This is a genomic window from Rothia nasimurium (assembly GCF_928381415.1).
Classification (GTDB): domain Bacteria; phylum Actinomycetota; class Actinomycetes; order Actinomycetales; family Micrococcaceae; genus Rothia; species Rothia nasimurium_H.
Genome location: NZ_CAKMSF010000010.1, coordinates 1 through 25,322, shown reverse-complemented (window position 1 = coordinate 25,322; position 25,322 = coordinate 1). Strand labels below are relative to the sequence as shown.

The 25,322-nt window shown below is 56.7% G+C and carries 27 protein-coding genes; 10 read left to right on the top strand and 17 right to left on the bottom strand.

Features of this window, described 5'->3' with window-relative positions:
- Window positions 1-52: 52 nt before the first annotated feature.
- From L7A20_RS11170 to L7A20_RS11145, 6 genes are all read right to left on the bottom strand, one after another.
- Entirely contained in the window at window positions 53-493 is a 441-nt protein-coding gene (locus L7A20_RS11170; RefSeq protein WP_237205301.1) for a hypothetical protein, read from the bottom strand.
- Between the two features lie 165 nt (window positions 494-658).
- Window positions 659-1,750 (bottom strand): 2,3-butanediol dehydrogenase, encoded by a 1,092-nt coding sequence (locus L7A20_RS11165; protein ID WP_237223588.1) that lies wholly within the window; start codon window positions 1,748-1,750, stop codon window positions 659-661.
- A 158-nt stretch (window positions 1,751-1,908) separates the two neighbouring features.
- Window positions 1,909-2,904, bottom strand: a complete 996-nt coding sequence (locus L7A20_RS11160; protein ID WP_237223587.1) for a winged helix DNA-binding domain-containing protein — start codon at window positions 2,902-2,904, stop codon at window positions 1,909-1,911.
- A 39-nt stretch (window positions 2,905-2,943) separates the two neighbouring features.
- Entirely contained in the window at window positions 2,944-4,380 is a 1,437-nt protein-coding gene (locus tag L7A20_RS11155) for a glycoside hydrolase family 1 protein (protein ID WP_237223586.1), read from the bottom strand.
- Between the two features lie 10 nt (window positions 4,381-4,390).
- Complete coding sequence (locus tag L7A20_RS11150; protein ID WP_237193935.1) at window positions 4,391-4,846, bottom strand: 23S rRNA (pseudouridine(1915)-N(3))-methyltransferase RlmH; 456 nt, start codon at window positions 4,844-4,846, stop codon at window positions 4,391-4,393.
- A complete protein-coding gene (locus tag L7A20_RS11145; protein WP_237223585.1) occupies window positions 4,843-6,051 on the bottom strand; it encodes a class I SAM-dependent methyltransferase in 1,209 nt (402 codons plus the stop codon). The genes L7A20_RS11150 and L7A20_RS11145 overlap by 4 nt, the downstream gene beginning before the upstream one ends.
- A 186-nt stretch (window positions 6,052-6,237) precedes the next feature.
- Here L7A20_RS11145 and L7A20_RS11140 point away from each other — a divergent pair, with 186 nt between their 5' ends.
- Window positions 6,238-6,942: a DUF4190 domain-containing protein gene (locus L7A20_RS11140; RefSeq protein WP_237193939.1), complete on the top strand. Its 705-nt coding sequence runs from the start codon at window positions 6,238-6,240 to the stop codon at window positions 6,940-6,942.
- Window positions 6,943-7,003: 61 nt separating this feature from the next.
- On the opposite strand, the gene L7A20_RS11135 is transcribed toward L7A20_RS11140, so the two are convergent.
- Window positions 7,004-7,999, bottom strand: coding sequence for an acyl-CoA thioesterase (locus L7A20_RS11135; RefSeq protein WP_237223584.1), 996 nt, complete (start codon window positions 7,997-7,999; stop codon window positions 7,004-7,006).
- Between the two features lie 243 nt (window positions 8,000-8,242).
- On the opposite strand from L7A20_RS11135, the gene L7A20_RS11130 reads away from it, so the two are divergent.
- Together L7A20_RS11130 and L7A20_RS11125 are read left to right on the top strand one after the other, a co-directional pair.
- Window positions 8,243-8,989 (top strand): hypothetical protein, encoded by a 747-nt coding sequence (locus tag L7A20_RS11130; protein ID WP_237210465.1) that lies wholly within the window; start codon window positions 8,243-8,245, stop codon window positions 8,987-8,989.
- 96 nt (window positions 8,990-9,085) lie between these two features.
- Window positions 9,086-10,174, top strand: coding sequence for an NAD(P)-binding domain-containing protein (locus L7A20_RS11125; protein WP_237223583.1), 1,089 nt, complete (start codon window positions 9,086-9,088; stop codon window positions 10,172-10,174).
- A 25-nt stretch (window positions 10,175-10,199) separates the two neighbouring features.
- On the opposite strand, the gene L7A20_RS11120 is transcribed toward L7A20_RS11125, so the two are convergent.
- Window positions 10,200-11,444, bottom strand: a complete 1,245-nt coding sequence (locus L7A20_RS11120; protein WP_237223582.1) for an MFS transporter — start codon at window positions 11,442-11,444, stop codon at window positions 10,200-10,202.
- Window positions 11,445-11,551: 107 nt separating this feature from the next.
- Between L7A20_RS11120 and L7A20_RS11115 the strand changes: the two genes are divergently transcribed.
- Genes L7A20_RS11115 through L7A20_RS12140 form a run of 3 tightly spaced genes read left to right on the top strand, consistent with a single transcriptional unit; the run spans window position 11,552 to window position 12,862 of the window.
- Window positions 11,552-12,244, top strand: coding sequence for a LysE family transporter (locus tag L7A20_RS11115; protein ID WP_237223581.1), 693 nt, complete (start codon window positions 11,552-11,554; stop codon window positions 12,242-12,244).
- A gap of 58 nt (window positions 12,245-12,302) precedes the next feature.
- Window positions 12,303-12,572 (top strand): type II toxin-antitoxin system RelB/DinJ family antitoxin, encoded by a 270-nt coding sequence (locus L7A20_RS11110; RefSeq protein ID WP_237186177.1) that lies wholly within the window; start codon window positions 12,303-12,305, stop codon window positions 12,570-12,572.
- Window positions 12,573-12,574: 2 nt separating this feature from the next.
- Window positions 12,575-12,862 (top strand): type II toxin-antitoxin system YafQ family toxin, encoded by a 288-nt coding sequence (locus L7A20_RS12140; protein ID WP_237193952.1) that lies wholly within the window; start codon window positions 12,575-12,577, stop codon window positions 12,860-12,862.
- Between the two features lie 13 nt (window positions 12,863-12,875).
- Here L7A20_RS12140 and L7A20_RS11105 read toward each other — a convergent pair whose 3' ends face one another.
- Window positions 12,876-13,904: a dienelactone hydrolase family protein gene (locus tag L7A20_RS11105; protein WP_272879229.1), complete on the bottom strand. Its 1,029-nt coding sequence runs from the start codon at window positions 13,902-13,904 to the stop codon at window positions 12,876-12,878.
- Between the two features lie 77 nt (window positions 13,905-13,981).
- On the opposite strand from L7A20_RS11105, the gene L7A20_RS11100 reads away from it, so the two are divergent.
- Window positions 13,982-14,554: an NADPH-dependent FMN reductase gene (locus L7A20_RS11100; protein WP_237223579.1), complete on the top strand. Its 573-nt coding sequence runs from the start codon at window positions 13,982-13,984 to the stop codon at window positions 14,552-14,554.
- On the opposite strand, the gene L7A20_RS11095 is transcribed toward L7A20_RS11100, so the two are convergent.
- On the bottom strand, window positions 14,551-14,901 hold the full coding sequence (locus tag L7A20_RS11095) for a DUF2200 domain-containing protein (RefSeq protein ID WP_237223578.1): 351 nt from the start codon (window positions 14,899-14,901) through the stop codon (window positions 14,551-14,553). The two genes, L7A20_RS11100 and L7A20_RS11095, sit on opposite strands and share 4 nt — an antisense overlap.
- A 103-nt stretch (window positions 14,902-15,004) precedes the next feature.
- Here L7A20_RS11095 and L7A20_RS11090 point away from each other — a divergent pair, with 103 nt between their 5' ends.
- Window positions 15,005-15,475 carry a DUF3817 domain-containing protein gene (locus L7A20_RS11090; protein ID WP_237223577.1) on the top strand — a complete coding sequence of 157 codons (471 nt, stop codon included), beginning with the start codon at window positions 15,005-15,007 and terminating at the stop codon, window positions 15,473-15,475.
- Between the two features lie 331 nt (window positions 15,476-15,806).
- Here L7A20_RS11090 and L7A20_RS12135 read toward each other — a convergent pair whose 3' ends face one another.
- Entirely contained in the window at window positions 15,807-16,139 is a 333-nt protein-coding gene (locus L7A20_RS12135; protein ID WP_423817441.1) for a DUF952 domain-containing protein, read from the bottom strand.
- Between the two features lie 68 nt (window positions 16,140-16,207).
- Window positions 16,208-16,402, bottom strand: a complete 195-nt coding sequence (locus tag L7A20_RS12130; protein WP_423817440.1) for a type II toxin-antitoxin system PemK/MazF family toxin — start codon at window positions 16,400-16,402, stop codon at window positions 16,208-16,210.
- A gap of 290 nt (window positions 16,403-16,692) precedes the next feature.
- Here L7A20_RS12130 and L7A20_RS11085 point away from each other — a divergent pair, with 290 nt between their 5' ends.
- Together L7A20_RS11085 and L7A20_RS11080 are read left to right on the top strand one after the other, a co-directional pair.
- Complete coding sequence (locus L7A20_RS11085) at window positions 16,693-17,496, top strand: tRNA threonylcarbamoyladenosine dehydratase (RefSeq protein ID WP_237223576.1); 804 nt, start codon at window positions 16,693-16,695, stop codon at window positions 17,494-17,496.
- 1 nt (window position 17,497) lies between these two features.
- Complete coding sequence (locus tag L7A20_RS11080) at window positions 17,498-18,286, top strand: TatD family hydrolase (RefSeq protein ID WP_237223575.1); 789 nt, start codon at window positions 17,498-17,500, stop codon at window positions 18,284-18,286.
- Between the two features lie 121 nt (window positions 18,287-18,407).
- Here the strand turns inward: L7A20_RS11080 and L7A20_RS11075 are convergent, their stop codons facing one another.
- The 5 genes from L7A20_RS11075 to L7A20_RS11055 form a co-directional block, all read right to left on the bottom strand.
- Complete coding sequence (locus L7A20_RS11075; RefSeq protein ID WP_272878551.1) at window positions 18,408-18,635, bottom strand: helix-turn-helix domain-containing protein; 228 nt, start codon at window positions 18,633-18,635, stop codon at window positions 18,408-18,410.
- On the bottom strand, window positions 18,632-19,108 hold the full coding sequence (locus L7A20_RS11070; protein WP_237223574.1) for a DUF2975 domain-containing protein: 477 nt from the start codon (window positions 19,106-19,108) through the stop codon (window positions 18,632-18,634). The genes L7A20_RS11075 and L7A20_RS11070 overlap by 4 nt, the downstream gene beginning before the upstream one ends.
- 440 nt (window positions 19,109-19,548) lie before the next feature.
- Window positions 19,549-23,619 (bottom strand): Eco57I restriction-modification methylase domain-containing protein, encoded by a 4,071-nt coding sequence (locus tag L7A20_RS11065; protein WP_237223573.1) that lies wholly within the window; start codon window positions 23,617-23,619, stop codon window positions 19,549-19,551.
- An 11-nt stretch (window positions 23,620-23,630) separates the two neighbouring features.
- Window positions 23,631-24,557: a hypothetical protein gene (locus L7A20_RS11060; RefSeq protein WP_237223572.1), complete on the bottom strand. Its 927-nt coding sequence runs from the start codon at window positions 24,555-24,557 to the stop codon at window positions 23,631-23,633.
- A gap of 130 nt (window positions 24,558-24,687) precedes the next feature.
- Window positions 24,688-25,176: a hypothetical protein gene (locus L7A20_RS11055; RefSeq protein ID WP_237223571.1), complete on the bottom strand. Its 489-nt coding sequence runs from the start codon at window positions 25,174-25,176 to the stop codon at window positions 24,688-24,690.
- Window positions 25,177-25,322: the final 146 nt, after the last annotated feature.

Below are 25,322 nucleotides of genomic sequence, written 5' to 3'. Positions count from 1 at the left end.
GAGGTGGGCACCGTCTTTGGTGCCCACCTGTGTGTGGTGTGTGGTGGTGTTGTTAGTCGATGTTGAGGACGCAGGTGGCGCTGCCGGTGCCGTCTGCTTCGTTGGCGTGGTTGACGTGGTCGCCTTCTTCGAGGGAGTAGCCGGTGCCCTTGATGGCGCAGAAGACCTCGGCTTCGGGGTCTTCGGCGGTGACGGAGACGCGGATTTGTGAGTCTGAGAGGTCTGCGAGGTTGTCGTAGGTGAGTTTGTAGAAGGCCTCGCCTTCGAATTCAGCCTGATTGCCGTCGAAGCTCATCTGGTCCTGGTAGACGGTGATGGTTGCGGGAACCTCTGCGCCGTTGTGTTCGGCAGTTACCTCGATGGTGATATCGTCGCGGCCGCCCCAGCCGTCAGTTGCTTCGATGCCCATGCCGGGTACGATGGTTTGCGCGCAGCCTGCGAGCAGGGCGGTCGCCGCAAGCGCGGATACTACGGTAACTTTTTTCTTTGCCATACATAAAAATATAGCGTCTTCACAGACTCTTAGGGTAATGCTACGCGCCGGTGGGCGACAGTTTGTGGCTAAAAGTCTTAATGAGAGGTTGGGGGACGTAGTGGGGGCGGGCACTCTCTGGTGTGAGGGTGCCCGCCCGGGGTGTGGCGTCCTGGTGGTTGTGGACTACTGAGCGTTGTCTAGGCGCTCGGGGTCGGTGGTGACCAGGATTTTGACGGCGGTTTCGTTGCGGTTGATGAGGGTGTCGAAGCCTTCGTCGATGAGGTTTTCGAGGGCGATTTTGCCGGTGATGAAGGGCTTGAGGTTGATTTTGCCTGATTCGACGAGCTTGATGGTGTCGGGGTGGTTGTTGACGTAGGCGATGGTGCCACGGAGGTCAACTTCCTTGAGGACGAGTTTTTGCATGTCGAGCTGGGCGGGCTTACCCCAGATGGAGACCACGACGATGACGCCTTGGGGTTTGATGGCGTCGAAGAGGGTATCGAGGACGACGTTGACCGAGGTACATTCGAAGGCGACGTCGGCGCCGCGGCCGTCGGAGAGTTTTTTGACTTCTTCAACGACGTCTACCTCGGCGGGTGAGAGGGCGTAGTCGGCTACTCCTGCGTCGAGGGCCTTTTGGCGGCGAAGGCTGGAGAGTTCGCTCATGATGACGGTTGCGCCCTGGGCTTTGAGGACGGCTGCGGTGAGCAGGCCGATGGGTCCTGCGCCGCCGATGAGGGCGACGTCGCCGTCCTTGACTCCCCCGGCTCGTTCAACGGCGTGGTAGCCCACGGTGAGAGGTTCGATGAGGGCTGCTTCGTCGAGGGGGATGTCTTTGGAGATTTTGTGGACCCAGCGGCGCTTGACGGCGATCTTTTCGGCAAGGCCGCCACCGCGCCCGGCGAGGCCGATGAAGTTCATATCTTTGGAGAGGTGGTAGTCCTTGTTGCCGGGGCCGGTTTCTACGTCGTCGCGTACGATGTAGGGTTCAACGACGACGTGGTCGCCTACCTCTAGGTCGGTGATGCCTTCACCCAGGGCTTCTACGACGCCGGAGAACTCGTGGCCCATGGTGACGGGGGCGGTTTCGCCGGAGATGGGGTGAGGGGTGCTGTGGGTGGGGCAGAAGATGGGGCCGGCGAGGTATTCGTGAAGATCGGTGCCGCAGATACCGCACCAGGCTACCTTGATGAGGACTTCGCCAGCGTCTGCGACGGGTTCGTCGATATCTTCGATGCGGATGTCTTTGTTGTCGTAAAAGCGGGCTGCCTTCATGGGAGTCATCACCTGTTTCGATAAGAGGTCTCCCCCGCTACCGGGCTGAGCTGGTAGCGAGGTTTGGTCGTCTATGACCTCTTTCATCCTATCCCCGCAGCACCTGCTTGTGGCGCCGGTTACGCCATATTTCGGCAGGTTGCAGGCATAACCGCTCCTTAGGCCCTGCCCGTAATCAGGCCACCCTCAACGGCAAAAGGCCAACCGATGCCATTCTTGGTCATGACGGTGTGGGGGTCTACTCCTGGGGCAAAGAGGTGGGTGCGGTTTTTGTAGGCGATGAAGTATTCATCGAAGGCCGGTAGGTGGTAGGTGAGGCTCAGGGCATGCTCAAGCTCTTGGGGCGAAACATCCTTCTGCCAGCTGCCCATGTAGTAGGTGGTGCCGTCTAGGGTGAAGCCGGTCAGCTCACCGGCAGCCACCAGGGCATCAGCCGTACGGGTTGCTAAGGTTTTGGGCAGGGTGGACCACCAGCAAAAGTCTTCGATACTGGCAGGGCCTCGGGTGGAGAAGTAGCGGGCGGTCAGTTCCCGGGTTTTCCCGGCAGGGGTGCGGGCGGCGGCGTCCGCCACCTGCCGGGGGATGGCAACTTCTGCGGCGACGAAGGCATCGTGCTGGCCGGTACGGCGGGTCTGAATAATGCGGCCGCCGGAGCCTGCCCGGCGCAGGTGGTGCCCCAGCAGCTCGCGGGGGTAGCCCGCCTCAGCAAAGAGGGCCCGCAGCTGATCGCGGCTCACCGGTTCACTAATAGCACTTTCAGCCAGCACCCGGGCGGCCTCGTAGCCCTCAACGCTCAGACCAAACTGCTCAGCTAGGCGCTCCAGCTTACCGGTGACCGAGCGGGGCCCTAAGAGGGTGGTCACCCAGTGGTCGCTGCGGTGGAGGTAGTGCAGGGTGCCGCGCTGGGACCAGGTGCGCACCAGTTCATAGTCGGCGAGCGCGGTATCTAGGTGGCTGGTGTTGGTGGTGAGGGGTTTTTCGGGGTGCCCTGCGCGGATGGCGAGGGCGGTGAGGCCGCCTGCGTAGTTTTGGCCTTGGGTGGCGATCATGTAGTGGGCGGCGTCGGTGATGGTGGTGGGTGTGGTGGGGCGGGCGGACGCTGGTGCGAGGGCTTGGGCGATGAGTCGTCGGGCGAGGAGGTGGTTGGGGTGCATGGGTTTAGTGTACCCGCGCTTGGGAAACGGGTGTTCAGGTTAGAGCGGGTTATGCAGGGAGCGGCCGTTAGATTCAATGATCTGCCGGTACCAGTCAAAGGACTTCTTGCGGTAGCGTGCCAGGGTGCCTGAGCCGTCGTCATTCCGGTCCACATAAATCACCCCGTAGCGCTTAGACATCTGGGCGGTCGACATTGATACCAGATCAATGCACCCCCACACGGTGTAGCCCAGCAGGTCGACCCCGTCGGCGATTGCTTCTTCAGCCTGGAGCAGGTGATCGCGCAGGTAGCTAATCCGATAGTCGTCCTCAACCGTGAGCCCGTCCGGCCCACCTTCCACCAGCTGATCCTTGGCTCCCAGGCCGTTTTCGACGATAAAGAGGGGTTTGCCCCAGCGGTCCCAAAAGTCGTTAAGCACCAGGCGCAGACCCACCGGGTCTATCTGCCAGCCCCACTCAGAAGCTTCTAGGGTAGGGTTGGGCACTCCCCCGATGATATTGCCTTCACCAGTTTCAGCGGCCCCCGCAGTTTCGCACACCGACATGTAGTAGGAGAAGGACACGAAATCAACCGTATGTAGCAGGTCGCGGCGGTCCTGCTCGGTAATCTCAAGCTGCACCCCTAATTCCCGGAGCTTGCGGAGAAAGTAGCCGGGGTAGGTGCCGCGGCAGTGCACGTCGCCAAAAACATAGTCATCACGCGAGGCCACCTGGGCAGCCAGCACATCTGACGGGTCGGGGGTCAGGGGGTAGCGGGGAACAGCCAGAATCATGCATCCCACCCGGTTTTGCCCGTCAATCTCATGGGCCAGGCGGGTGGCACGGGCCGAGGCGACCAGTTCATGATGCACCGCCTGATAGAGTCGCTGTGGCCCGATCTCGTCAGGCCTTCCTTCAAGCCCCGAGAAGAAGGGAAAATGCAGCACGGAGTTAATCTCGTTGAAGGTAATCCAGTAGCGAACCCTGCCCGCAAAATGGGTCATCACAGAGCGGGCGTACCGCTCAAAGAAACCAATCAGCTGCCGGTTAGCCCACCCGCCGTATTCACGAGCCAGATGCAAAGGGGTCTCATAGTGGCTCAAAGTCACCAGCGGCTCAATCCCGTGGCGAAGCAGCTCGTCGATAACCCGGTCATAGAAGGCCAGACCCTCAGGGTTGGGTTCAGTCTCGTCCCCGCGCGGGAAAATCCGTGACCAGGCAAAGGAAAGGCGGAAGACCTTAAAGCCAAGTTCAGCAAAGAGGGCGATATCGTCTGCGTAGCGGTGGTAGAAGTCGATTCCCTCAAGCTTGAGGTTATCGGGGGTCGGCTGGGCTGTGGGGGCGGACGCCAGCCCCCGCGGCAGCACGTCCTGCACGCTCAGCCCCTTGCCACCCTCAGCATAGGCACCCTCAATCTGGTTGGCGGCAGTTGCGCCACCCCACAAAAATCCTTCAGGAAAACTCACCGGCGGCGTCCTTTCAAACTCTGTCTGCATCTTTTCCACCCTACACGTGATGGTAGGGGCGGCCGGCGGCAATTTCACCGGCTCGATATATTTGCTCCGTGATGATAAGGCGCACCAGTTGGTGGGGGAAGACCAGGTCCGAGAGGCTCCAGACGGTATTGGCGCGGGCCCGCACCGAATCGTCCACCCCATAGGCCCCACCAATCACCAGCACCACCTTCTTAAAGCCCAGCTGGGCTTCCAGCAGGCGAGCTAAGGCAGGAGAGCTCAGCATCTTACCGCGCTCATCAAGCAGCACCAGGTAGTCATCACGATCGACCTTTTCAAGAATGCGGCGGGACTCCTCAGCCCGGGCAGCTTCTTCTGCCAGGGACGAGTGGGGCAAGTACTGCCAGGTAATATCCCAGGGTTTACGCAGACGGGTTTCGTAGCGGTCAATGCCGTCCTTGACCCACTTTTCGTGCTTCTTGCCGATGGCAATAATTTTGATGGTCATTGGTTCTCCTGAAGATTGGGCATTCGGGCTGTAAGAACGGTAAAGGTGGGGGTGCGCTCAAGCTGCCGCACCTGTTCAAAGCGCTCTTCAACCTGCGGCCGGTAGCGAGCGTGTGAGTTATGCACCAGGTAGAGCTGCCCACCGGGAGTCAACAGGCGCAGGGCAGCATCAAGCAGCGGGCCCACCAGGCTAAGGTCAACCGCGGTTCCGGTGTGAAAGGGCGGGTTGAGCATGACGATGTCGGCTACCCCCTGGGGCAGGCGGGAACCGGCGTCGTCCCAGCTCACCTGAACCCGGGCGTCCTGCCCCAGGTTAAGGGCAGCTGACCGGGCAGCGTCCGCATCGAGGTCGGTAGCCCAGACCCGGGCAACCTCCACCCCGGCAGGCAGGTGCTCTAGAACCTCGAGGGTCACCGACCCGTTGCCGCACCCCAGATCTACCAGGGTCAGCGGGCGGGCAGGGGCATGCTTCGCCAGGGCAGTGAGGACGTTGGTGGCCAGCAATTGGCCGCCCCGGTCGGGCTTGCCACCTGAGAACACGCCACCGACAGCCTGTAGGGGCCCGGCGGGGCGAGGGGACTCAGATGCTGGGACCGGTGCTGTAGCGAACAGGCAGCGGTGCTTGCCCTTACCCCGCAGACCTCGCACCTGCCCGAAGCTGCGGCCCAGAGTCTGATTGAAGCTGGTACTCATGTGCTTGGTATTGCCACCCAGAATCAGGGTAGTCTCACTCCCCTGCTCAGCCTGATACCGCGCTAAATCATGGGCGAGGTCGGCGAGCGCGGCGTGACTCTTGGGTAGGTGGCCCAGAGCGATGGCACCGTTGAAGCGGTGAGTGGCGAGAGCCTCATAGAGACTGAAAGTTGAGGAATCTACTTCCCCGTTTTGATCGAGCCCTGCAAGGATAAGGCGGGCGGCAGCGTCCGGAGCTTTTTCTCTAAGGACGCGGTGCAGGGTCAGGGCGTCTGCGTAGGAGCGTTGGCGGCTAATCACCCGGTGGTTGCCGGGAGCGGTGTGCGCTAGGGCCCAGAAGGTTAGGGCGCCGGTGGGGTCATCGAGGACGAGCACGTCCCCGGTAGTAGCGCCGTCGGGGCCGGATGCGGCGGCGTCTGCGAGGATAAGCCGGTCAAGGGCACTTGCCGCGCCTGCGCTCAGTGAATCGAGGGGCACGAGCTGGGTGAGGTGGTGAGTACTAGTTGTGGGCACCCCTCTAGTATCTCACGGGCGATAAGGGCCCTAGATGGGGCGGTACGTCCACCGAGTGAGATGCCGGGCCGACGAGTGGCGCTAGGGGGCTGCGCTCCCGGCCTCTCTATCAGTCCGCTGATAAAATACTGGGAGTAGGGCGCCCAGGCCCTGCCCACACCACACACCTGAAACGAGTAGATTGACATGAGCGAACAGACGCCTTCCTCCTACCCCGCCCCCAACTACAACACCAACCCCTACCAGCAGCAGGCACCCCAGACCGAGAAGACCAACACCCTGGCGATTCTTAGCCTCGTTTTTGGTTTCCTGGTGAACATCGTCGGTATCGTGCTTGGCTTTGTTGCCCTCAATCAGATTAAGCGAACCGGCGAGAAGGGCCGCGGCCTGGCCATTGCCGGTATCGTCGTGGGCTTCATCAGCCTGATCAGCGGCATCATCTTCGCTATTCTCATGCTTGCTGGGCTCAACGAGGTTGCCAAGTCCGCAGCTGCCTACGAGTCATCGGCTGCCGTTGCAAGCTCGTCCTCTGCTAGCGCCCTGGCTACCGAAGAGGTGAGTGAAGAGGCATCGGCAGCTGCCGACGAGGCGTCCGCCCTGGCCTCCGATGCAGCGACCACCGCTGCCCTTGACCCCGCCTCCCCCTACTGTGTTGCTCTCGATGAGTTCCTGGTTGCCTCTGATGGTATCCAGCAGGATGCCACCACCTTAGATGGTTACCTGGCCTCGCTGACCAAGCTTCGTGACAACGCTCCTACCGAAGAGATGCGGGCTTCGCTGACCACCGCTATCGATGCTGTCAATGCCTCTGATGCAGCTACCTTTGAGTCTGCCCTGAACGAGGTTGTGTTCGACCTGGGCCTGGACGCCGTCAACTGCGGCATCGAATAAACCCCGCCGCCCCCAACGACAAGGGGCCCCGCACCGGGAAGGTGCGGGGCCCCTTTGTGTTTTAGTCGGTCATCTTAACGGTTGCCTGCTGGGGTGCCACCAGGGGCATGGGCTCGTATTCAGCGCGCAGGGCTCGCAGGCGGGCCACGTGGGCGTGAAGGGCCCTATCTTCATCGGTAGTGGGCGTAAAGGGGCGGGCCGGTAGGGGCTGGCCGTCAAGATCGGTTGCCATGTAGGTCATGGCCGCGTGAATCGCCAGGGGTAGCTGGTCGTGGCGTTCCCTCGGGTTACCGGCGCGCAGGTGCACCATCACACCCATGGAACGCGCATCGGTACGTACCAGGCGGGCGGTCACTTCCACCAGGTCCCCGATATGCACCGGCTGGTAGAAGCGAATTCCACCGGCGTAAACAGCGACAGTGCGCTCGCCGCTCCAGGCCATAGTGACGCTGGTGGCTGCTTCGTCAATCCATTCCATGGCGGTGCCACCGTGCACATTCCCACCCCAGTTCACGTCGGTGGGCTTAGCCAGGAAGCGGTGGGTGACTTCGGGTGCGGTGGACGCGCTCGTGTAGGTCTGAGAAGTCATTTCGGCTTCAATGGCCTTGCGGAGTTCCACGCGAGAGAGCGCCGCCTGCTGCACCCGCTTCTCCTCGTCGGTCACGGGCACGTAAGGAGTAACAGGGGTAGGTTTGCGGTCTTCGCCCATGGCAACGAAGATGACCAGGCAGTCGCAGGCGCGGGTGAAGTTGCCGTCCCTGGGGTCAGCGGAGAGCACTTCGTTAACGATATGCATGGTGGAGCGGCCGGTGTAGACAATGCGGGAGCGCACCTCGACCATGTGCCCCGAGGGGATGGGGCGGGTGAAGTGAATATGCCCCACATAGGCGGTGACGCAGTAGGTGCCCGACCAGCCGGCGGCACAGGCGTAGGCGGCCTTGTCGATCCATTCAAGCACGCGTCCGCCGTGTACGCCGGCTGAGCCTGCGATGATGACGTCGGTGGGTGCTGCGAGAAAACGTAGGGTGATGGAGGGCTGCGGGGCAAACTGGGCCATGGTGAGGTTCTTTCTGGTGCTGTGCGGTAAACGGTGCGGATGCCCCTACCAGCTCCCCTGCCCTGGGGCAGGTGGGGCGGTGGTGGCGTCCTTGCCACCGGGCGATGCCGCTACGTGATTGTTATATCGTACGGCATGCGCTGCTATTCACGGAGCTGCGTCTCACCCAATGTCATATTACTTGATATTGAAAGTAATTGAGTTTTAGACTGGGTTTCAGCACGTATCTTCAAAGGAGAAGAGATGAAACCCATCAAACCAGCAATAGCAACCCTGGCCCTGCTGACACTGGTGGCCTGCAGTTCACCGCAGGCAGCAGAACCCACCGGTACAGCACAGAGCCAGAGCAGCACTACGGCCACCTCAAATCGCTCACCAGAGAGTAACACAGACACCGCGACCAGCTCGGCTGACACCGAACTTGTTACAGCCACCAGCGATAACCTGGGCGATACATCACCAGAAACACCTAGCGATCTTGCCCAGCAGCTTGCTGAAGGAGGGCTCGTGATTGTGCACCGGTACACCGGGGCGATGCGCCCGTCCAATCCCTCACCAGCACCTGAAGGTTTCATCGATGACGGTCAGCGCATTTCCGAGTCCAGCATCGAGCGCATGAGCGAGCTTGCGGCAAAATATGAGGAGTTAGGGATCCCGGTTTCTAGCGCCCTCTCCAGCGAATACTATTTTGTCTACCAGCACGCTGATCAGGCCATGGACGTGCCGGTTGAAATCAACCGTGACCTAACCGGTTCCCTCAACTTCACCGATGACCAAGAACTTGAAGCCTCACTCCAGGGCCTGCGTAACCGCACCGTCACTCCCCCACCTGCGGGAACCAACACCGTCCTTTTTTCCCACCAGGGTAAATTCGATAAAGCCTACGGTTTCTATCCAGACGCAGGCTGGACCCTCATCTTCGCTCCCGATGGCTCGGGCACACCGCACCTCATTGCCAGCATGCCCCTGGATGAGTTTTTAGAACTGTAACGCCTTACTTACTTCACGTAGCCCACCACCCTGCGGGTTGAGACAGACTATGCTGACCAGCCCGCACGCTATCGCCATTCAGGGGGAAGAGCACCTATGAATCATATGATCCGCCAGGCCACCGTCATCGTAATCGGCGGCGGACAGGCCGGCCTATCGGCCAGCTACCACCTAGCCCAGCGCGGCTACGCCAATGCCCTGACCCACCCCACAGCCCCACTCACCTACATCACCTTCGATGCAGCTGAAGGGCCCGGCGGCGCCTGGCGCCACCGCTGGGATTCTCTGACCATGGCCACCGTCAACAACATCTTTGATCTCCCTGACTTTCCCCGGCCCCGTGTAGAGCTGACCGAGCCCAGCAAACGGGCTATCCCCTCCTATTTCGCCGACTTTGAGGCAGCCCAAGAACTGGCTATCGCCCGGCCGGTCGCCGTCCTTGCCGTTACCGCAACCGGCAACCCCGGCCTCCCCTTCGAACTCGCCACCACCAACGGCACCTGGCAGGCAGCAGCAATCATCAATGCCACCGGCACCTGGAATAACCCCATCTTGCCCGCCTACCCGGGGCAGGCGTCCTTTCAGGGGCGGCAACTTCACACCCGCGACTACCTGCGGCTCGAGGACTTCACCGGCCAGCGGGTCGCGATTGTGGGCGGCGGTATCTCAGCGGTGCAGCAACTAGAGGAAATCTCGCGGGTTGCCACCACCTTCTGGTACACCCGGCGCGAACCGGTCTTCCGCAAAACCGAGTTCAACACCGAGTACGGGCGCGACGTGGTAGCCCGCGTCACCGCCGACGCTGAGGCCGGGATCCCCACCGGGTCAGTCGTCAGCTACACCGGCCTGGGGTGGACGCCCTACGCCAGGGCCGCCAAAGCCCGCGGCGCCCTGAACCGCCGCCCCATGTTCGGCAGCATCGACGCAACCGGCGTGATTGAGGCTGACGGCAGCCACACCGACCTTGACGCTATCCTGTGGGCTACCGGGTTTAAACCGGCGCTCGCACACCTTGACCCGCTGGGTCTGCGCAACGAGCTGGGCGCTATTCAGATGGACGGTACGCAGGTAGCCACCCAGCCCCGTTTACACCTCATCGGTTACGGCCCCAGCCAATCGACGGTGGGGGCTAACCGGGCTGGTCGAATCGCGGTGCGCAAGCTCCACAAGCTGCTGACCCGCTAGCGGGCTCATCGCCCGTCCCTCGCTGCTACCGGCCCCGCCCAGAGACCGACCGGTTGAGAACGAATGAGGGCAGCAAGGCCAGGGCCGAAATGCAGGCCAGGGCCGGGAAGGATGTCGCTGCCATAATAAATCCCGAAGCCAGGGCAGCGGTTGCCGCGCCCAGGTTGGTGAGAGAGTCCAGGCCACCGGCTGCCCGAGTGCGGCTTTCAGCCGGCAAGGACGCCGCAAAGAGAGCGGAGGCCGCAACAAAGGTTGCCGACCAGCCCACCCCGAGCAGGATTAGGCTAACCACCATGGCAGTTGCCTGGTGCGGGGCAAGGGCACCAAGGGCTACCGCTGCTAAGAGCAGGGCGGTGCCGATGAGTATCATGGTGCGCTCCCCCAGCCGGTCTGCGCCCAGCCCCATCAGGGGTGAGAGCCCGTACATGCCCAGCACATGCAGGCTGATAGTCAGGCCGATAATTTCGATACCGGCACCCTGGTGGTTCATATGGACCGGGGTCATGGTCATCACCGACACCATCACCATATGCGCACACAGCAGGCTGATGGCAGCAGTCCGAGCCTGCCGGTTGCCCGCAATTTCGCGGGTAAAGGCCCCGATTTTAGTGCCCAGGGTGGGCTTCTTCGGGGCGGACGCCCGCTCCTCCCGCCCTGCCCCGGGTAGGCCGGGGGCGGCGTCCTTGCCTGTACCAGGTAGAAGTGTGAAGACTAGCAGGGTCGCGGCGGCCATAGCGATCGCCGCCAGGGCAAAGGCTGCACTGTAGAGGTTCGTGCCCAGGGATGGCGCGAGCGCGGCGGCCGGGGTGCCAATGTTAGGGCCGAGGATGGAGCCTATGGTACCTACCCAGACGATGAAGCTGAGGGCTGAACCGCGGTTGGCGTCGGTGGCGTGGTCGGTCGCTGCGAAGCGGGCTTGGAGGGCGGCGGCGGAGCCTGCCCCCATGAGGAGTAAGCCCAGGGCTACCAGGGTGATGCTGGTGGTGGAGGCGGCGAAGGCCAGCAGGGTGGCGCCGATGCTTGCGGTGGCCCAGCCGGTGGTGAGGGCGGTGCGGCGGCTGGTGCGGGCTGCGAGGTTGGCTAGCGGTATGCCGAAGAGGGCGGCCCCGAAGGTGGAGGCGGTACGGGCAATCCCTGCCAGTGCCTCGTTCTGGGTGACCTCGCTGGCCAGGAGCACGCCGATGGAGGGGGCTGCCCCTACGCCGATAGTGCCAAAGACCTGGGTGAGGGCCAGGGCCCAGAGGACGCGGCGCTGCTGGTGGGTGTTCATGAGTTTTAGTTTACTGAGGTACGGCAGGGTTCAGAGTTCTTGCCCCGGAATTCACTGTGTGAAGCAGCCTTCTCTGTGCTGTAGGGTTTTCGCTACTATGAGGAGCTATGACCCTTACCCTTTGGCTTTCCCTCGTCGCTGCCTGCATGGTGATTTCTTTAACCCCGGGAGCAGGTGCGGTGAACACCATGACGACCTCCCTGCTGCACGGCTGGAAGAAGGCCTTTTTCACGGTCATGGGGCAGCAACTGGCCCTGGTAGTTCAGATCGCCATTGTGGCCGCTGGTCTGGGCGTAGTGGTCGCTAATTCGCCGGTACTTTTCGATGTAATTCGCTACGGTGGGGCTGCCTACCTGGTTTACCTCGGGTTACGCATGATTCTTGCCCGCCCTGAAACCCCGCAGCAAGCCCGCGACGAGGCAGAAAGCGGGGCGGGTGCGTCCGCTCCGCAGGGGCAAGGACGCCGCACCCGCGTGAGCAGGCGCCTGGCCCCGGGTACTCCCCTGGCTCTTTTTAATCGGGGCTTCTGGGTGAATATGTCCAACCCCAAGGCCATTGTTTTTATTCTGGCTTTTATGCCCCAGTTCGTGCGGCCCGACGCCCCGCAGCTACCCCAGTACCTGATTCTGGCTGGCACCATGGTTGTCATAGACATAGTGGTCATGTGGGGTGGTTTCGCTGTGGTTGCCAAATCCCTGACCAAGCTGTCCCATTCTGAGCGAGGGCAGAGAATCCTGAACCGGGTCTTTGGGTCCCTCTTCATTCTGGTGGCTGCCCTCATGGTCTTCTCAGGGCACTAGGGTTCCCGACTGGGCATGGAGGGCATAGACTGGTTGTACGACAAAGGAGCGTATTTGTATGACAACATCGACTGTAACTGTGCGAGTTGACGAAGCAACCAAGCGCGAAGCAGCCCGTATTGCCGAAGACTTTGGGTTAGACCTATCGTCCATCACCCGCGCCTTCTACCGCCAGGTAGTACGCGAGCAGCGCATACCGCTTACCCTGGAATACCCCCAGCCAAACGCAGAAACCCAAGAAGCCATCTCTGATTCACTGACGATGGAAAAGGAGGGCACCAGCAGATTTAAGAATGCCCAGGACATGTTTAATGACCTAGGAATCTAATCGTGCTTCTACCCGAATACACGCCAGCTTTCGCACGAGATATTAAAAAGCTTCAGAAAAAACGGGTTAATCTTGAGCATCTGAAATCTGTCACTGAGCTGATTTTGGAAAATTCACCGGATTCCATGGAAGAACTGCGACGTCGCCACCGAATGCACACTCTGAAAGGTAACTGGGCAGGCGCAAAAGAATGCCACGTGGCAAATGCCGGTGACTGGCTTCTAATCTGGAGAACAAGCAAAACTCACGCCTATTTCCTACGAACAGGAACACACGACGACCTCTTTTGAACCACCATGCCCTTTATAGGGCTATGAGCCTAAGCCACTGGCAAACCACCAGGTCTTCAGGAGTTACGAGTATGCCCTCATCTCCCTCTGACCAGAAACTCCGGTGGGCGCCCCACCATTCATCCCAGGTGTCAAAGCCTTCACCTTCGGCCCGAACGAAGTCATCGGTAACGTCCTGGGCTCGCACCACATCTACCCGACTAGTTTCGAGTAGGCAGACTGGCCTACCCGCAGAATCAACCACCAGTTCCGTCTGACCAACGGTGGGCAGTGCCTCACCCGCATCTAAATAGTGCCGATGCAGGGAAGAGGTTGCCGTCTTCTGACCACTAACGAGCGCTTTTACCAACTGATTTCTGAGCGGACCGGGGTTCCCATACTCCCCTACCGTATCTGCTGCGGGCAGACTAAAGCCCTCTCGGGCGTGATCGGGCAAGGTAGCTAGCCAGGCCAGGGCCCGCTCAACCACCAGGTTAGCCTGCTCGGGCACATAGGTGGGCCAGCTGGCATCGGTAAAGAGGTGGTCGGCTCCCTCGTAGCGGTCATACTGGGCGGTGGCCGATACCCGGGTGTAGTCCAGCGCGGCCGGGGCGTCCTCAGCGAACCAGGTATCTGCGTCCCCGCCGTGAATTGCTACCGGAAAAGAATCCGGCAGGGCACCGGGCAGGTAGCTGGGGTCAACGAAACCTTCAAGGGCAAGCAGGCCCTGGACGCGGGCGTCCGTCTGAGCCAGGGTCTGGGCGACCATGGCCCCGAGAGATACCCCGGCCACCACGAAGGGCCCGGTGAGTGCCGCTAGGGCATCCTGCGCGCGGGACAGTACCTGCTCGTGGGTGAGCTGCTGGTAGAAGGCCATGCCCTCGTCGATTGTGGTGAAGCGGTGCCCGTCGTAGAGATCCGGGGTGAGCACCAGGTGCCCGGGTTGAGCCAGGCGGTCAGCGAGGGCAAGGACGCCATCCGTCAGCCCCGCAGCGTGATGGAAGAGGACGATGGTGGTCATGGGGGCCTTTCGTGGGTGGTCTTTCTCGCTATGGTAACCCACACGGCGCCCGCTGCTCCTCAACGGGCCTGTGCGCCGTAGACTAGGGTAAATCGCCCTATCTAGTTTGAGGAGTTTTCATGGCTCGTATCGGCATTATTCTTGGTTCTACCCGCCCTACCCGCATCAGCCCTGTGGTCGGCGCTTGGGCGCAGGAGCGTCTGACGGCTCTGGGCAATCGCACCTACGAGATGATTGATTTGGCAGAGCAGAATCTGCCCTTCTTCGACGAGCCTGCCTCACCCAAGTCGGGGGTTCCCTACCAGCACCAGCACACTCGTGACTGGTCTGAGCTGGTTTCTGGGTTTGACGGTTTTGTGGTGGCCCTGCCTGAATACAACGGTGGTTTGCCGGCTGTGTTGAAGAATGCCATGGACTACCTGTTTGCTGAATGGAAGGGCAAGCCGGTTGCGGTGGTGTCCTATGGTTTTGGGGCGGGCCTCAAGTCGGCTGCACAGTTTGAGCTGATCTGCCCGAACTACGGCCTGGTGCTGGTGCCCGCGGCGGTGAATATCAAGTTGAGCCGCGATATGTATGATGCTGAGGGTAAAATTTCGGACGCCGCCACCGCCTTTGCAAACTACGAGCAGGCCCTGCCCATCGTAGATAAGGCGCTGGGCGAGGCGCTGGTACTGGCCCCTCAGCAAGATTAGGGTAGGGTTCGCAGGATTTTTTCGAGCGGACGCCCCTTCGCTACCTCGTCAACGAGTTTATCGAGGTAGCGAATCTGCTGCATGAGGGGGTCTTCGATCTCTTGCACCTTGTACCCGCAAATAGAGCCGGTAATCAGGCTGGCGGCGGGATTGAGCTGGGCTGCGGCGAAGAAGTCGCGAAAGGACGTCCGCCCCTCAAGGTGGTCTGCAAGCTCAGCTGGGCTATAGCCGGTCAGCCAGCAGGTGACTGTCTCAACCAGGGCGACATCTTGCCCCTTACGCTCTACCTTGGCCAGGTAGTGGGGCCAGACCTCAGCCAGGGGCATGTCAAAAATCTTGTGGGTCATGATCCCAAGCTTAGTACCCTGCCCCCACCTGCGGTAAACCTGTACAGTAGGTAGCGGTGATAAACCCTTTGCTGTCTATCTTCCATTCACTCTGAAAGGCCCCATGCGACCAGATTCTAAGCCCACCCCTCGGGCACTTTTCCGTACGTTTGCCACCGCTGAGATGATCACCTGGGCCCTGTTAATTACGGCCCTGGTTCTGCGGGGTACCGGCGTGACCAATATTGTGCCGATTGCCGGTGGTATTCACGGGTTTGTTTTTCTAAGCTACTGCGTAGTGACGGTCTTTACCTGGGTCAACCAGCAGTGGAAGGCCCCCGTGGGTGTGACCGGCCTGCTCCTATCGGTGATTCCCTTTGCGACCGTTCCTTTTGAGATTTTCTTGGAGAAGCGGGGCCTTTTGCGCGGGGGCTGGCGTCTGGCACCTGGCGGGGCGGCGCCGTCCGGCCTTCTCGAGAAAGCCCAGGCCTGGGTCCTGGCCAAGCCCGCCCTGGCCAGCGTCCTGCTACTTGCTTTCGTGGTTCTGCTCTTCGTGGTGCTCCTGCTGGCGGGCCCGCCCGTGCCCAAGAACTAACAAATACTAAGGCTGTCGACAATCGCTACCAGCGCAGCTAGAATCAGAACTAGGTTCAGAAGTGTCGTTACCACTTCTAAACCTCCTCTATTTGATTTTGAACGTACCGGGCAGATTTGCCCGGTACGTTTTTATCTTAACAGCATCATGCCGCCTCAAATAGACCTAAGTAGTTGATGCTGAATCGCCCTTTTTACCCTTGGTTCGCCTTAGGCTACGTTGCCTATCTGACGAAAGTGCGTCATATCGCTGAGCGTGCACCTGCCATGTGCACGCTCAGCGATATGACGCACTTTCGCGTACCACCAATCTTTGGATGTGCTTGTACTACCTACTTGCGATGGAGAACTTTGAACAGGTACAGGGGTAGGTGTCCTCCATAAACATGCGGAAACAACTCGGAACTAGGATTAGAAGGGTCTGCTGGTTCCCATCGAACAGTGAACCCAGCAGACTCTAATTTACGGGGGTCGATTTCAAGGACGAGAATATCTGGCCTGTCACCATAGATGAAGTCTGAAACTCGCTTTACCTGATCCATATCCGCGCAAGCATACAAGAATCCCTGCTCGTTGATACTCACTCCACGCGTAGAATGAACCCACACCTTAAGTTTCTGCGCTTGTTCCCATTCTTCGGGCAAAGCTATGTGATAAATCGTCACTAAAGTTCCTCCGAGAAACGTGCACTACCTGTTTTCAAATACCAATACCTCTACCCTGATTTGGCTGCTTACAGATTCAAATGAACTTTCAAAGCCTCATCTAGTTCCCAAACTTTATTTCTCGATAAGGTACCAATATAGTTGCCAATCCGATCCACAGATACTGTTCTTATAAGTTCTGTTTGGGCTTTTGAGTCGGCAGATAGGCCGGTTTCGTCCTGGGCCAAGAGCACCTGAAACGAAGCAATAAATCTAGTATTCACAGACGTCGCTCTGTCTCATACAAGGCCGTCTCCTGAAGTCTGACCCCACACATCTTCTTCACCGGACTCTACCCATTCCCGATGAGCTCTAGCGTATTCATCGGCGAGGTCTACAGCTGTCACCTGTTCCACGTCAGCTTGAACAACAGATGATTGGTTGGTGGTCATACCTCAATCCTACCGACTGGGTTAACTGCTGCTCAAGACCTCAACCCATCAGGCACACGCCCTGCTCCCGCCCGTATGGCATAATGACCAGGTTAGACACACTGACTTTTCGAGGAGACCCCGTGGGTGTTGAGAGCGAACGTTTTGCCCGGTTGAGGCTACTTTTTAAGAACGAGGGCCTGCAGAAACTTCAGGACGCCACCGTCATGGTGCTGGGTCTTGGCGGCGTTGGTTCTGCCTGCGCTGAGGCTCTGGCCCGCGGCGGTGTGGGCAACCTGATTGTGTTGGACCGCGACGTCGTGGAGGAAAGCAACATCAACCGGCAGGCTCTGGCCTTTACCTCCACCCTGGGCAAGGTTAAGGCCGAGGTCATGGAGGGCATGATTAAGGAGATCCAGCCCGACTGCACCGTCACCGCTGAGCGGGTCTTCCTCACCCCCGATAACCTGGCTGAGACCCTGGATAAGTTTCCCCGCCCTGACTACGTCATTGACTGCATCGACACCATCACTCAGAAGCTGGCTGTCTACCAGTGGGCTGCTGAGCGGGGCCTGAACCTGGTGGCATCCATGGGCGCGGCGAACCGTCTTGACCCGACCATGCTGCAGTTCGCTAATATCCGCCGCACCTACAACTGTTCTATGTCGAAGGTAGTTCGCGCCGAGTGCCGCAAGCGCCAGATTTACGGGCTTGAGGTGCTCTTTTCCACTGAGTTGCCCTTCAAGGTGGAGAAGGCCCCCGGAGCAAAGGCTAAGGGTGAGACTTTGGGGTCGATGAGCTACATGCCCCCGATTATGGGGCAGATGTTGGCGGGTAAGGTGATTCGCCAGCTGGCCGGTATGGAAGAGATTCCGGCGCCTCCCTATCTTGGTTCCCAGATGGGAGAGAAGGACGCTGCGGCTCAGCACCTGCCTCGGCCCCGCTAGTATGCTGCTTGATACCCATTTTCACTATGACTTCCTGGCCCCGGCGCTTCGTCCAGTCTTTGACGAGGCGCTGCGGGACCATGGCGTCCAGGTAGTTGCCCAGACCCTGAAGCCCTCAGCCTACCGGCAACTTCGGCAGGTGACTGATCCAGCTGGCCCCCTATTATCTCTTGGTTTTCATCCCTGGTGGGTTACCTCGCCTGCCCAGGTTGAGGCTGAGCTTGAGATTTTTGAGGCTGAGGTGAGTAGCACCCGGCTGATTGGTGAGATTGGTTTAGATTTTCTGCCCCGCCGCCTGGAGGTCTCCCCTGCCGACCTGCAGGTTCAGGCCCTGCGCCGTCTTGTGACTGCGGTTCTCCAGGCTGCTGCCGGGCAACCGGCGGAGAAGCCCTATGTGTTATCTTTGCACGCCGTCCGCGCAACAACGGCGATGCTTGACCTTTTTGAGGAACTTGATGTGCCCAGCTCCCCTCTTATCCCGGTGGTTCACAGGTTTGGGGGCACAAGTGACGAGCTGACTCGGCTGGTGAGGGCAGGTGGGTGTATTTCGGTTCATCCGCAGATGGTTGAGAGCAAGCGCGGACGGGCGTACGTCCGCCAGGTGCCCGCAGACTGCCTGCTTCTAGAGACGGACTTACCCGAGCAGCCTACCGATGTGCTTGACGTCCAGCTTTTTGCGCAAGAGGTGGGCGGACGCCTGCGCCGGCTTGTCGAGCGCATTTCAGCTGAGCGCGGCGAGGACTGTGCCCCGGTTCTGCGAGAGAACCAGAGACGGCTCTACGCCCTGTAGTCCTATCCGTGGTGTACCCAGCCCCAAGGTTTCACAGGGCTTGAAGATCTAAAGAACTCCTGGGCCCTTCGAGGTAAGACTCTTTAGGTCAAGTCCCCTGCCTAGTTACTTCTCCAGTGCTCTACCGCTCGAAGCTAGCTGGCCCTTCGTCGTCCACGAATTCGAGAACGTCGCTCACACTACAGTCGAGTACCTTGCAAATGCTTTCGAGAGTGGTGAAGCGGATCGCTTTCGCACGCCCGTTTTTCAGTACAGCAATATTTGCTGGGGTAATGCCAACAGCCTCCGCGAATTCGTTGACGCTCATACCCCGTTCGGCAAGCAACACATTGAGCTTGACCTTGATCAAATGACGGCCTCCAATTCTTCATGTTCGGTGCGGGCCTTATCATAGGTGCGGACCGCTAAACAGGTGACGCAAATAAACCCGATTGCGGCCAGGATTGATATCACTAGGCCAAGCAGAATGAGCACGCCGCCGGCATTCATCGTGACGCACAAGTGTATCGCCACCCCAGCAGGGATAACAAAGCCCAGGACGCAGAGCGCCCCCACCGACTGAATAAGAGCCCGGGTGGCGCCATTCCAGAAGCCGGGTGTGGCGCTCTTTCCCAGTAGCTTGCACAGCAGGACGGCAGCTAGCTGAAAGCAGAGCAGGGAGGCTATTCCTAGGGTTGAGTAGGGGGTTACAAGGTGGAGCACCTCGGGGTGGACCTCAGCTGATTCATTGGCTGCGATGGGCACAAGGAGCTGGCCGAGAAAGAGGACGACGATGAATAGGGTGAGTGTGGCGATGAGGATTCGCCGTGCAAATGTATCCATGTATCGATTATCAATAGCCACCTATCGAAAGTCAATAGCTTCTATGACTTAACACACCCTCCTTGTCACCACCCACCCTCAACCCGAGCGCCCACCCCAGTTCTGCCCTTAAGCAAAAAAGACCGCCCCTGTGAAACTTTCACAGGAACGGTCTTGATGGTTGTTTGCACTCCATAAAGGATACAAATCACCAGGCAGCCACCAGGTACTAGATGCCCGTATTTTCCCTTAATGACAAGGGTATTCACGTAATCGTAAGCAGCCTGCATCTCAGCTGCGGTTACTTTCCGTTCTACCCGGCACTACGATGGCGTTATCGCACTTGGTTTTGTGTGAACCCAGACTTGTCAGACCACGCGAACATCGTGCAATGGTGAACTCGAATATCAATCCAATTGCAATGGCAAGTTGATCATTAGAAGTTCCAACCAAGACTCTAGTTACTTCATATCAGCAATCGAGGACAGGATATGTTCCAAGTCAGCTGAGGATAGCCCAAAGTAATCCGCCAAAGCTTGTTCTAAATCTGAATCTGACGAACTCCAATCAATTTCTGAATCAGTAGAAAAATTCAGAAGAGGCACAAACTGATAGGTCTTCTGCGTGCCGTGATGACTTACCTTACTTGTTCCGTGCAGGAATCTCGCAAATTTTGTTCGCAGGTAGCGATTCAGATTATTTGCTGCAATCTCAGATAAGTTCAAATCCCCACCGATGCACAACAAAGTTTCTGTGGATACAGACCCTGGACCCGAAACGAACGAATTTTGGTTATCATCTGGAAGCTCTGTTCCGATGTTGTTCGAATAGGAAGTGAAAACCTTCCAGTTATCAATCCAATGTGCGTTTTTCACGACCAAATCACGAGGGATAGAACCTGATACCCGACGCCTTCCAATGCACAAGACTTCATCTTCAGAGGGCGCTGAACCTACCTTAAAATCTTCGTTGTTAATAATACTTCCAGGAATACCGAACGCTGGACGTGTTGAGACATAATTTGAAAGTGGCTCAAAACCAACACTAGTTCTAACTTTTTCGACTATCCCAATCCCAACACTATCGCGCAAGAAAATCCCTAAACCGTAACTATCAAGAGGACGTTTTGCAACGACAGGATCAGAATTCGCTTTTCGTGAGACGATTGTGGTGCCTCCAGCAGCATTAGCTGAAAAGGCCTTATTACGCAGAAAATAACAGATACCTCCGCGATTATTTGTCTCCGGGAAAACCAGCTCGGGAGATAGAAAATCATGTAGCTCAGAAATATGATCATCGCTAAGCATGATTTTGCGGAAAGCATCAAGTTCTTTCCGCCCACCGGCAAACCATTTAGTTGGAATAACGAACGACATCAGTTCTGGACTCAATTTCATAGCTAAGTTGATGAAGTCTTGATAGATAGGTTTAGCACTAGCTCTAGCCCCACCATCAAGCTCGTGGTAAGGGGGATTTCCTACAATTGCTCCAAACTTCATCTCTTGCTCCGCGGGTAGTTTCTTAGACATTGCCGGAAATGAGCGTATCCAAGCGGATAGTCGCTCCTGACCATGTTCACTCTGCAGATCCTTGGAAATCAAGGAATCACAAACGCAAGCCGGATCCAAATCTAAAATCTCATAAAAACGACGAGTGAATTCGTATGTGACGGTTGATGTTGGGATAGAGAATAGCCGGCCGCTTATTACTTCATGTGGCAATCCAATATCTTCAACAAAATGCTGGTACGCCGCAATAGCAAATTCGCCAGTCTTGGAAGATAGATCAAGAAACGGCACATCAGTGGCAAAAATATTGTCGACTTGCTTTCTGGTGAAATTACGTAATATCTCAAGACATAGCCAGTCAGGTGTGCGAATCTCTGAATCTGAAATGCGGGTGAACTTATTCAGCGCTCGCATTGCCCTATCCATTGGCGCAAGAGACTCATCATTTGCTAATCGCGAAATGTTTTGAATCTTATAATCGAGCTGCGCCAGTTTAAACGGGTCAGTAAGCTTCAGTAATCTACCAATAACAGATTCTGTAATCGCTAGATTCTTTGCAAGTCTCTGGTTTTCAACAAATCGGAGACTCTCCAAAATCCCTTCCAAGCTTGATACTTCTTGCTTAACAAGGAGAGCATAAAAAAGTATCCGCTGATAATAGGTTTGAAGTTGCTTTGTTAGCTTCTTGAGGTCATTATTCGCGCCTGATGGTGAAAACTCATCAGGACTAGTTCGTCCACCGATATGCTGGCTACCTCCGTTAGATGTTTCATCTTCTGACTCTGCATCGAGGTCTTGTTCGGCACCCTGATGAGGAGCCATTTCGAGCCCACCTCTTGAGCCGAATTCAGACTGCCTTCTAAGCACAAGCAGAAGTTCCTCATCTGAGAAGAGACTGGTATCAACGGGGATATCCCTAGTTTCGTCACTAATGCTCCTCTCTGCGTTGTACTGGCTAATCGCCGCCAGAATGTCTGCAGGTTCAACCTCTTGAAGTTTGTCCTTGTTTATGGTGACGATCGGTGATATTTCGAGCTCACGCCTCAGTCGCTCTGCAAGTTTCGAATTGCCGTTCTGCTCCGTATTCGCATTAAATATAAGCGATTTCTGTTCCTGCATGCGGAACATGCGATTCGGGGAAAAGTCCACAAGAAGCGTCTGCGGCTTCATGTTGAATTTGATTACACGCTTTGTTTCGGGATCCACCATTTCAGTAACCCACTGATTCTGAAGACGGAAAATCGCCTGATCATATTCTTGAGGTGATGAGGTGTCCTTTAAAAAAATCATCGTGTCCCACTGTTCGACAGTGGTCCCGGTGAGCATTTTGTTGACGGTTAGAGTGAGCGTCTTGCGACCTTCGGAGGCAGCCTTCGCAATCGCCTGCTTTACGCCTTGAACCGTCTGGTGATTCTTGGCGACTTCGTGACCTGAAATATTGATGATTTCATAATCTGAGAGATTCTTAAATGTGTCTGCGTGTTCATGAATTAGCTCTTCCATTGCATCACAAGAAGCACAATAAGGGAGAACCATTACAATGTGATGGCATAGTTTTCCATCTTTGACACGCTCGTTGTCTAGTAAGCCCAGAACATTTTGATCGTCTTTGGAACCGTCGATCGCTCCTAGCAAATCCAAAATCTCGCGCTCATATGTGAAGGCTTTGTGCAGACCATTTTGTTGATCTTTTTCGATTGATTTTGGCTCTAAGAGACCTGAAAACGCAAAGGAATACCCCGCATCTTGGAGTTGCTTCATTCTGTTGCGTGAGGACTCGTTGGGATGAAACGCGAATCGAATCATTTGAGGGAAGCCAAAATATGGATTTTCCCATTCTTCGACTTGCTGATTTAAGTCTTGTTCCTTAGTTAGGTTTTCAGCGTCCCAGGCTTCTTGCTCAGCAACAATATCCGAGAATTGCACGAAAGCGATGATGTCCTCTTTGGAGAACTCACTTCCCATCAGAATCCTGTAGGGGGTGCCTGACAAATGCAGCGTAACCTTTGCCTGCAGGTGCTTTGAGACTGCTTCTGTGGCTTCTTCTACTGAAACCTCTTCTTTGGTTTCTTTTTTCAAAGCACGCTTGTCTTCAGCCGCGTTCTTGCTGGCACCCGTCAACACACGGCCGTATTCCTCGGCTCGTGCTCCAAAATGGCTCTCATCAACAATCAGTAAATCTGCTTTTTCAGAGAATACAGATTTGTGCTTTTCCTTCAGATTCTTCCCCTGCAAATCCTGTAATGTCAGAAAGACTACAGCGACGCCGCCGTTAGCTAGAATCTGTTCGATAGCATCTGGATTGTTGAGCAATTCCTGCGAGGAGACAAATTGGTAACCTTCAAAGTTACCGGCCTGCTCCACAGTCTTCTTCCACTCATCCTTGACGTCAGCTTTTGCAGAGACGATGTAAATTCGCTTTGCATCAATGCGCTTCGAGCATTCAAGGGATGTAAACGACTTGCCAAAACGCATAACGGCGTACATGAGCAAGTTTGTTCGCTCAAGGTTTTTGACCGCGTTTTCAAATGCGTCAACTGCGGCCTCTTGATTTGGGCGCAACTTCCACTCTGGGCCACGGACGTAAGTATGAACTGCTGGAAGGCGTGTAGTGGCGTCGTAATAGCTAAATCGTGGAGATTCTTCCTGATACGCAGTCTTGATTTGTTCTACTGCATTGCTTACGTCATCACCGGTTGCTTCGTTGAAAAATTCGCACGAGTAGTAAACGCCTGCTGGCATATCACTAGGGTGAAGGCGTTGGCGGCCGTAGTCATTTTCTAGAACATCATGCACTGAATAATCCCGGAAGAATACCGACTCATTAACTGAGGCTTCAAAGTCAGCAACCGGGCGAAGATCTGCGAAGTGTTTTCTCCATTCGTTCAAACGCGTTGCAAGTGGGCGGTAAGTATCGCCAACTTTGAGGTATCGAGGCACAGTGCCCGTTTCAAACGCATAAATACGTGGCTGTACACGACCAACGATGATCGTGTCGAGAAGAGACTCGTCGTGTGTTTTCAAGATATGCCGCCTTAGTTCTGAATCAGTTGTTCGAAAGCAAGCGTTTTCTTTGCTCGCCAGTCACGGACTACGCATTTCTTAGATACCAACGGCGGTTCCATCCCTAGGTCAAGCATCCAGGCGCTATTTACTGAAATGGAGAATGGAGGCTGAGACGTGTAGGCATCCATTTGCCATAGGTTCCACGAAACAATGAGCGCGATCTTGTCTAGTTCACGAGGAGATGGATCTCGCCCTAACCTCAGTCGCACATTGTCTATGAAAGTGAACAGCACGTTTTCCCGAGCCAGCAGCAGACTGTCACCCTGGTATTCGAACCCATAAGTGCTCTCAAAAGCCCTAAACGCCCAGTCGAGATAATCTTGTTCTGAATCGCAGTTTTCGGAGACAACCCGCAATTTTCGATCCAGCAATCCAATTCTTTCTTCTACTGGAATTGCTTTACCTGTGGTGCTGTCATACCTGCTTACGAGGTACGGGGCTTCACCACAGGTGATCTCAATCCTGCGTTCATCAACATAATGCTTCCAGGTGCGGCCAGCTGAATCTGGGAACGCTACCGGCTCCGAAGTCGAGATCCAGCCGTTTTCACGCTCAATGTTAAAGACTCCTGGCCGGCCGAACCACGCCTCATCCACCGCATTATTCTGTTGATTGCATACCCATGATGGGGTAAAAACTTCGGCCTTGTCTTTTGTCCTGGAGGTTTGCTCCAAGCGGTTCTTTAAAACGCGTGGTTTAATTACACCGCTGTTTGAACGAGTGATGCTGGGGATGGTAATTTCTTCCCGTTGCAGATAGCCTGGGCCAAGATGCTCATAGTCTTCAGTCGCCCAAAGAAGATTGTTACCTGTCGTGCGATCTAGTAGCAGTTTCGGGAGAACATTAGGGTATTGATGGAGCAGTAAGTTCTCATCTATATCGATGTGGTTTACCACTACTATCTCCTATCAAAATGCCTCTAAATACTTAGCCTCCAATGGATCGCCTACCTTCAATCAGGATACCTCAACACCAGCCGCAAGACTAGTACCAACATTGCCGAGACCCTCTAAATTCACCTGAGAATTATTCAGGAATAGTCAACAGCAGCCCTGGACGATCGGCACCTTGATCAACTGGACCGAACCGCAGCTCCATAGTGCCCTCACCGCTGAAATTACTCGTCGGTGTGACATCAGTATTGTTGAGAATGATGAGCTGGCCTTCATGTCCCGAATCAGCCATGGCGTCAAACAGCTCTCGCAGCAGACCAGTCACCGGACGCCCAGTTTCTGGTTCTCTCGTAGTCACCAGCCCGCCGTCTGTCTTTTGATGCTCCAGGCCCAAGGTTGGAGTATCAATTACGAACACCCCTGGTTTGTAGACAGCTTGTTGCGCGAAGTAGCGTCGTAGCGCGAGGAAGACAATGGTGTTGTAGAACGCGCGATAGCCTTTACCGTGCGAGCGCTTATGTTTACCGCCGATAACAATGTCGAATGACTCCCTGTCGAATCGTGCTTGCTTCGGGTTAACAAATCTTGTCTGATTGAGGATGTCTTGAATGTTGGCGGTCATTTGCTTGAAGAAGTCCTTTTGGGACTGTCAGGAAAACGGTGTAAACCCTCCCAACCCCAACAGGAGAAAATAACACCATGACAACAGAACACCAACTCGCCCAAAACCTCATCACCCAAGCCAAAGAACAAGGCCTAGACCTCAGC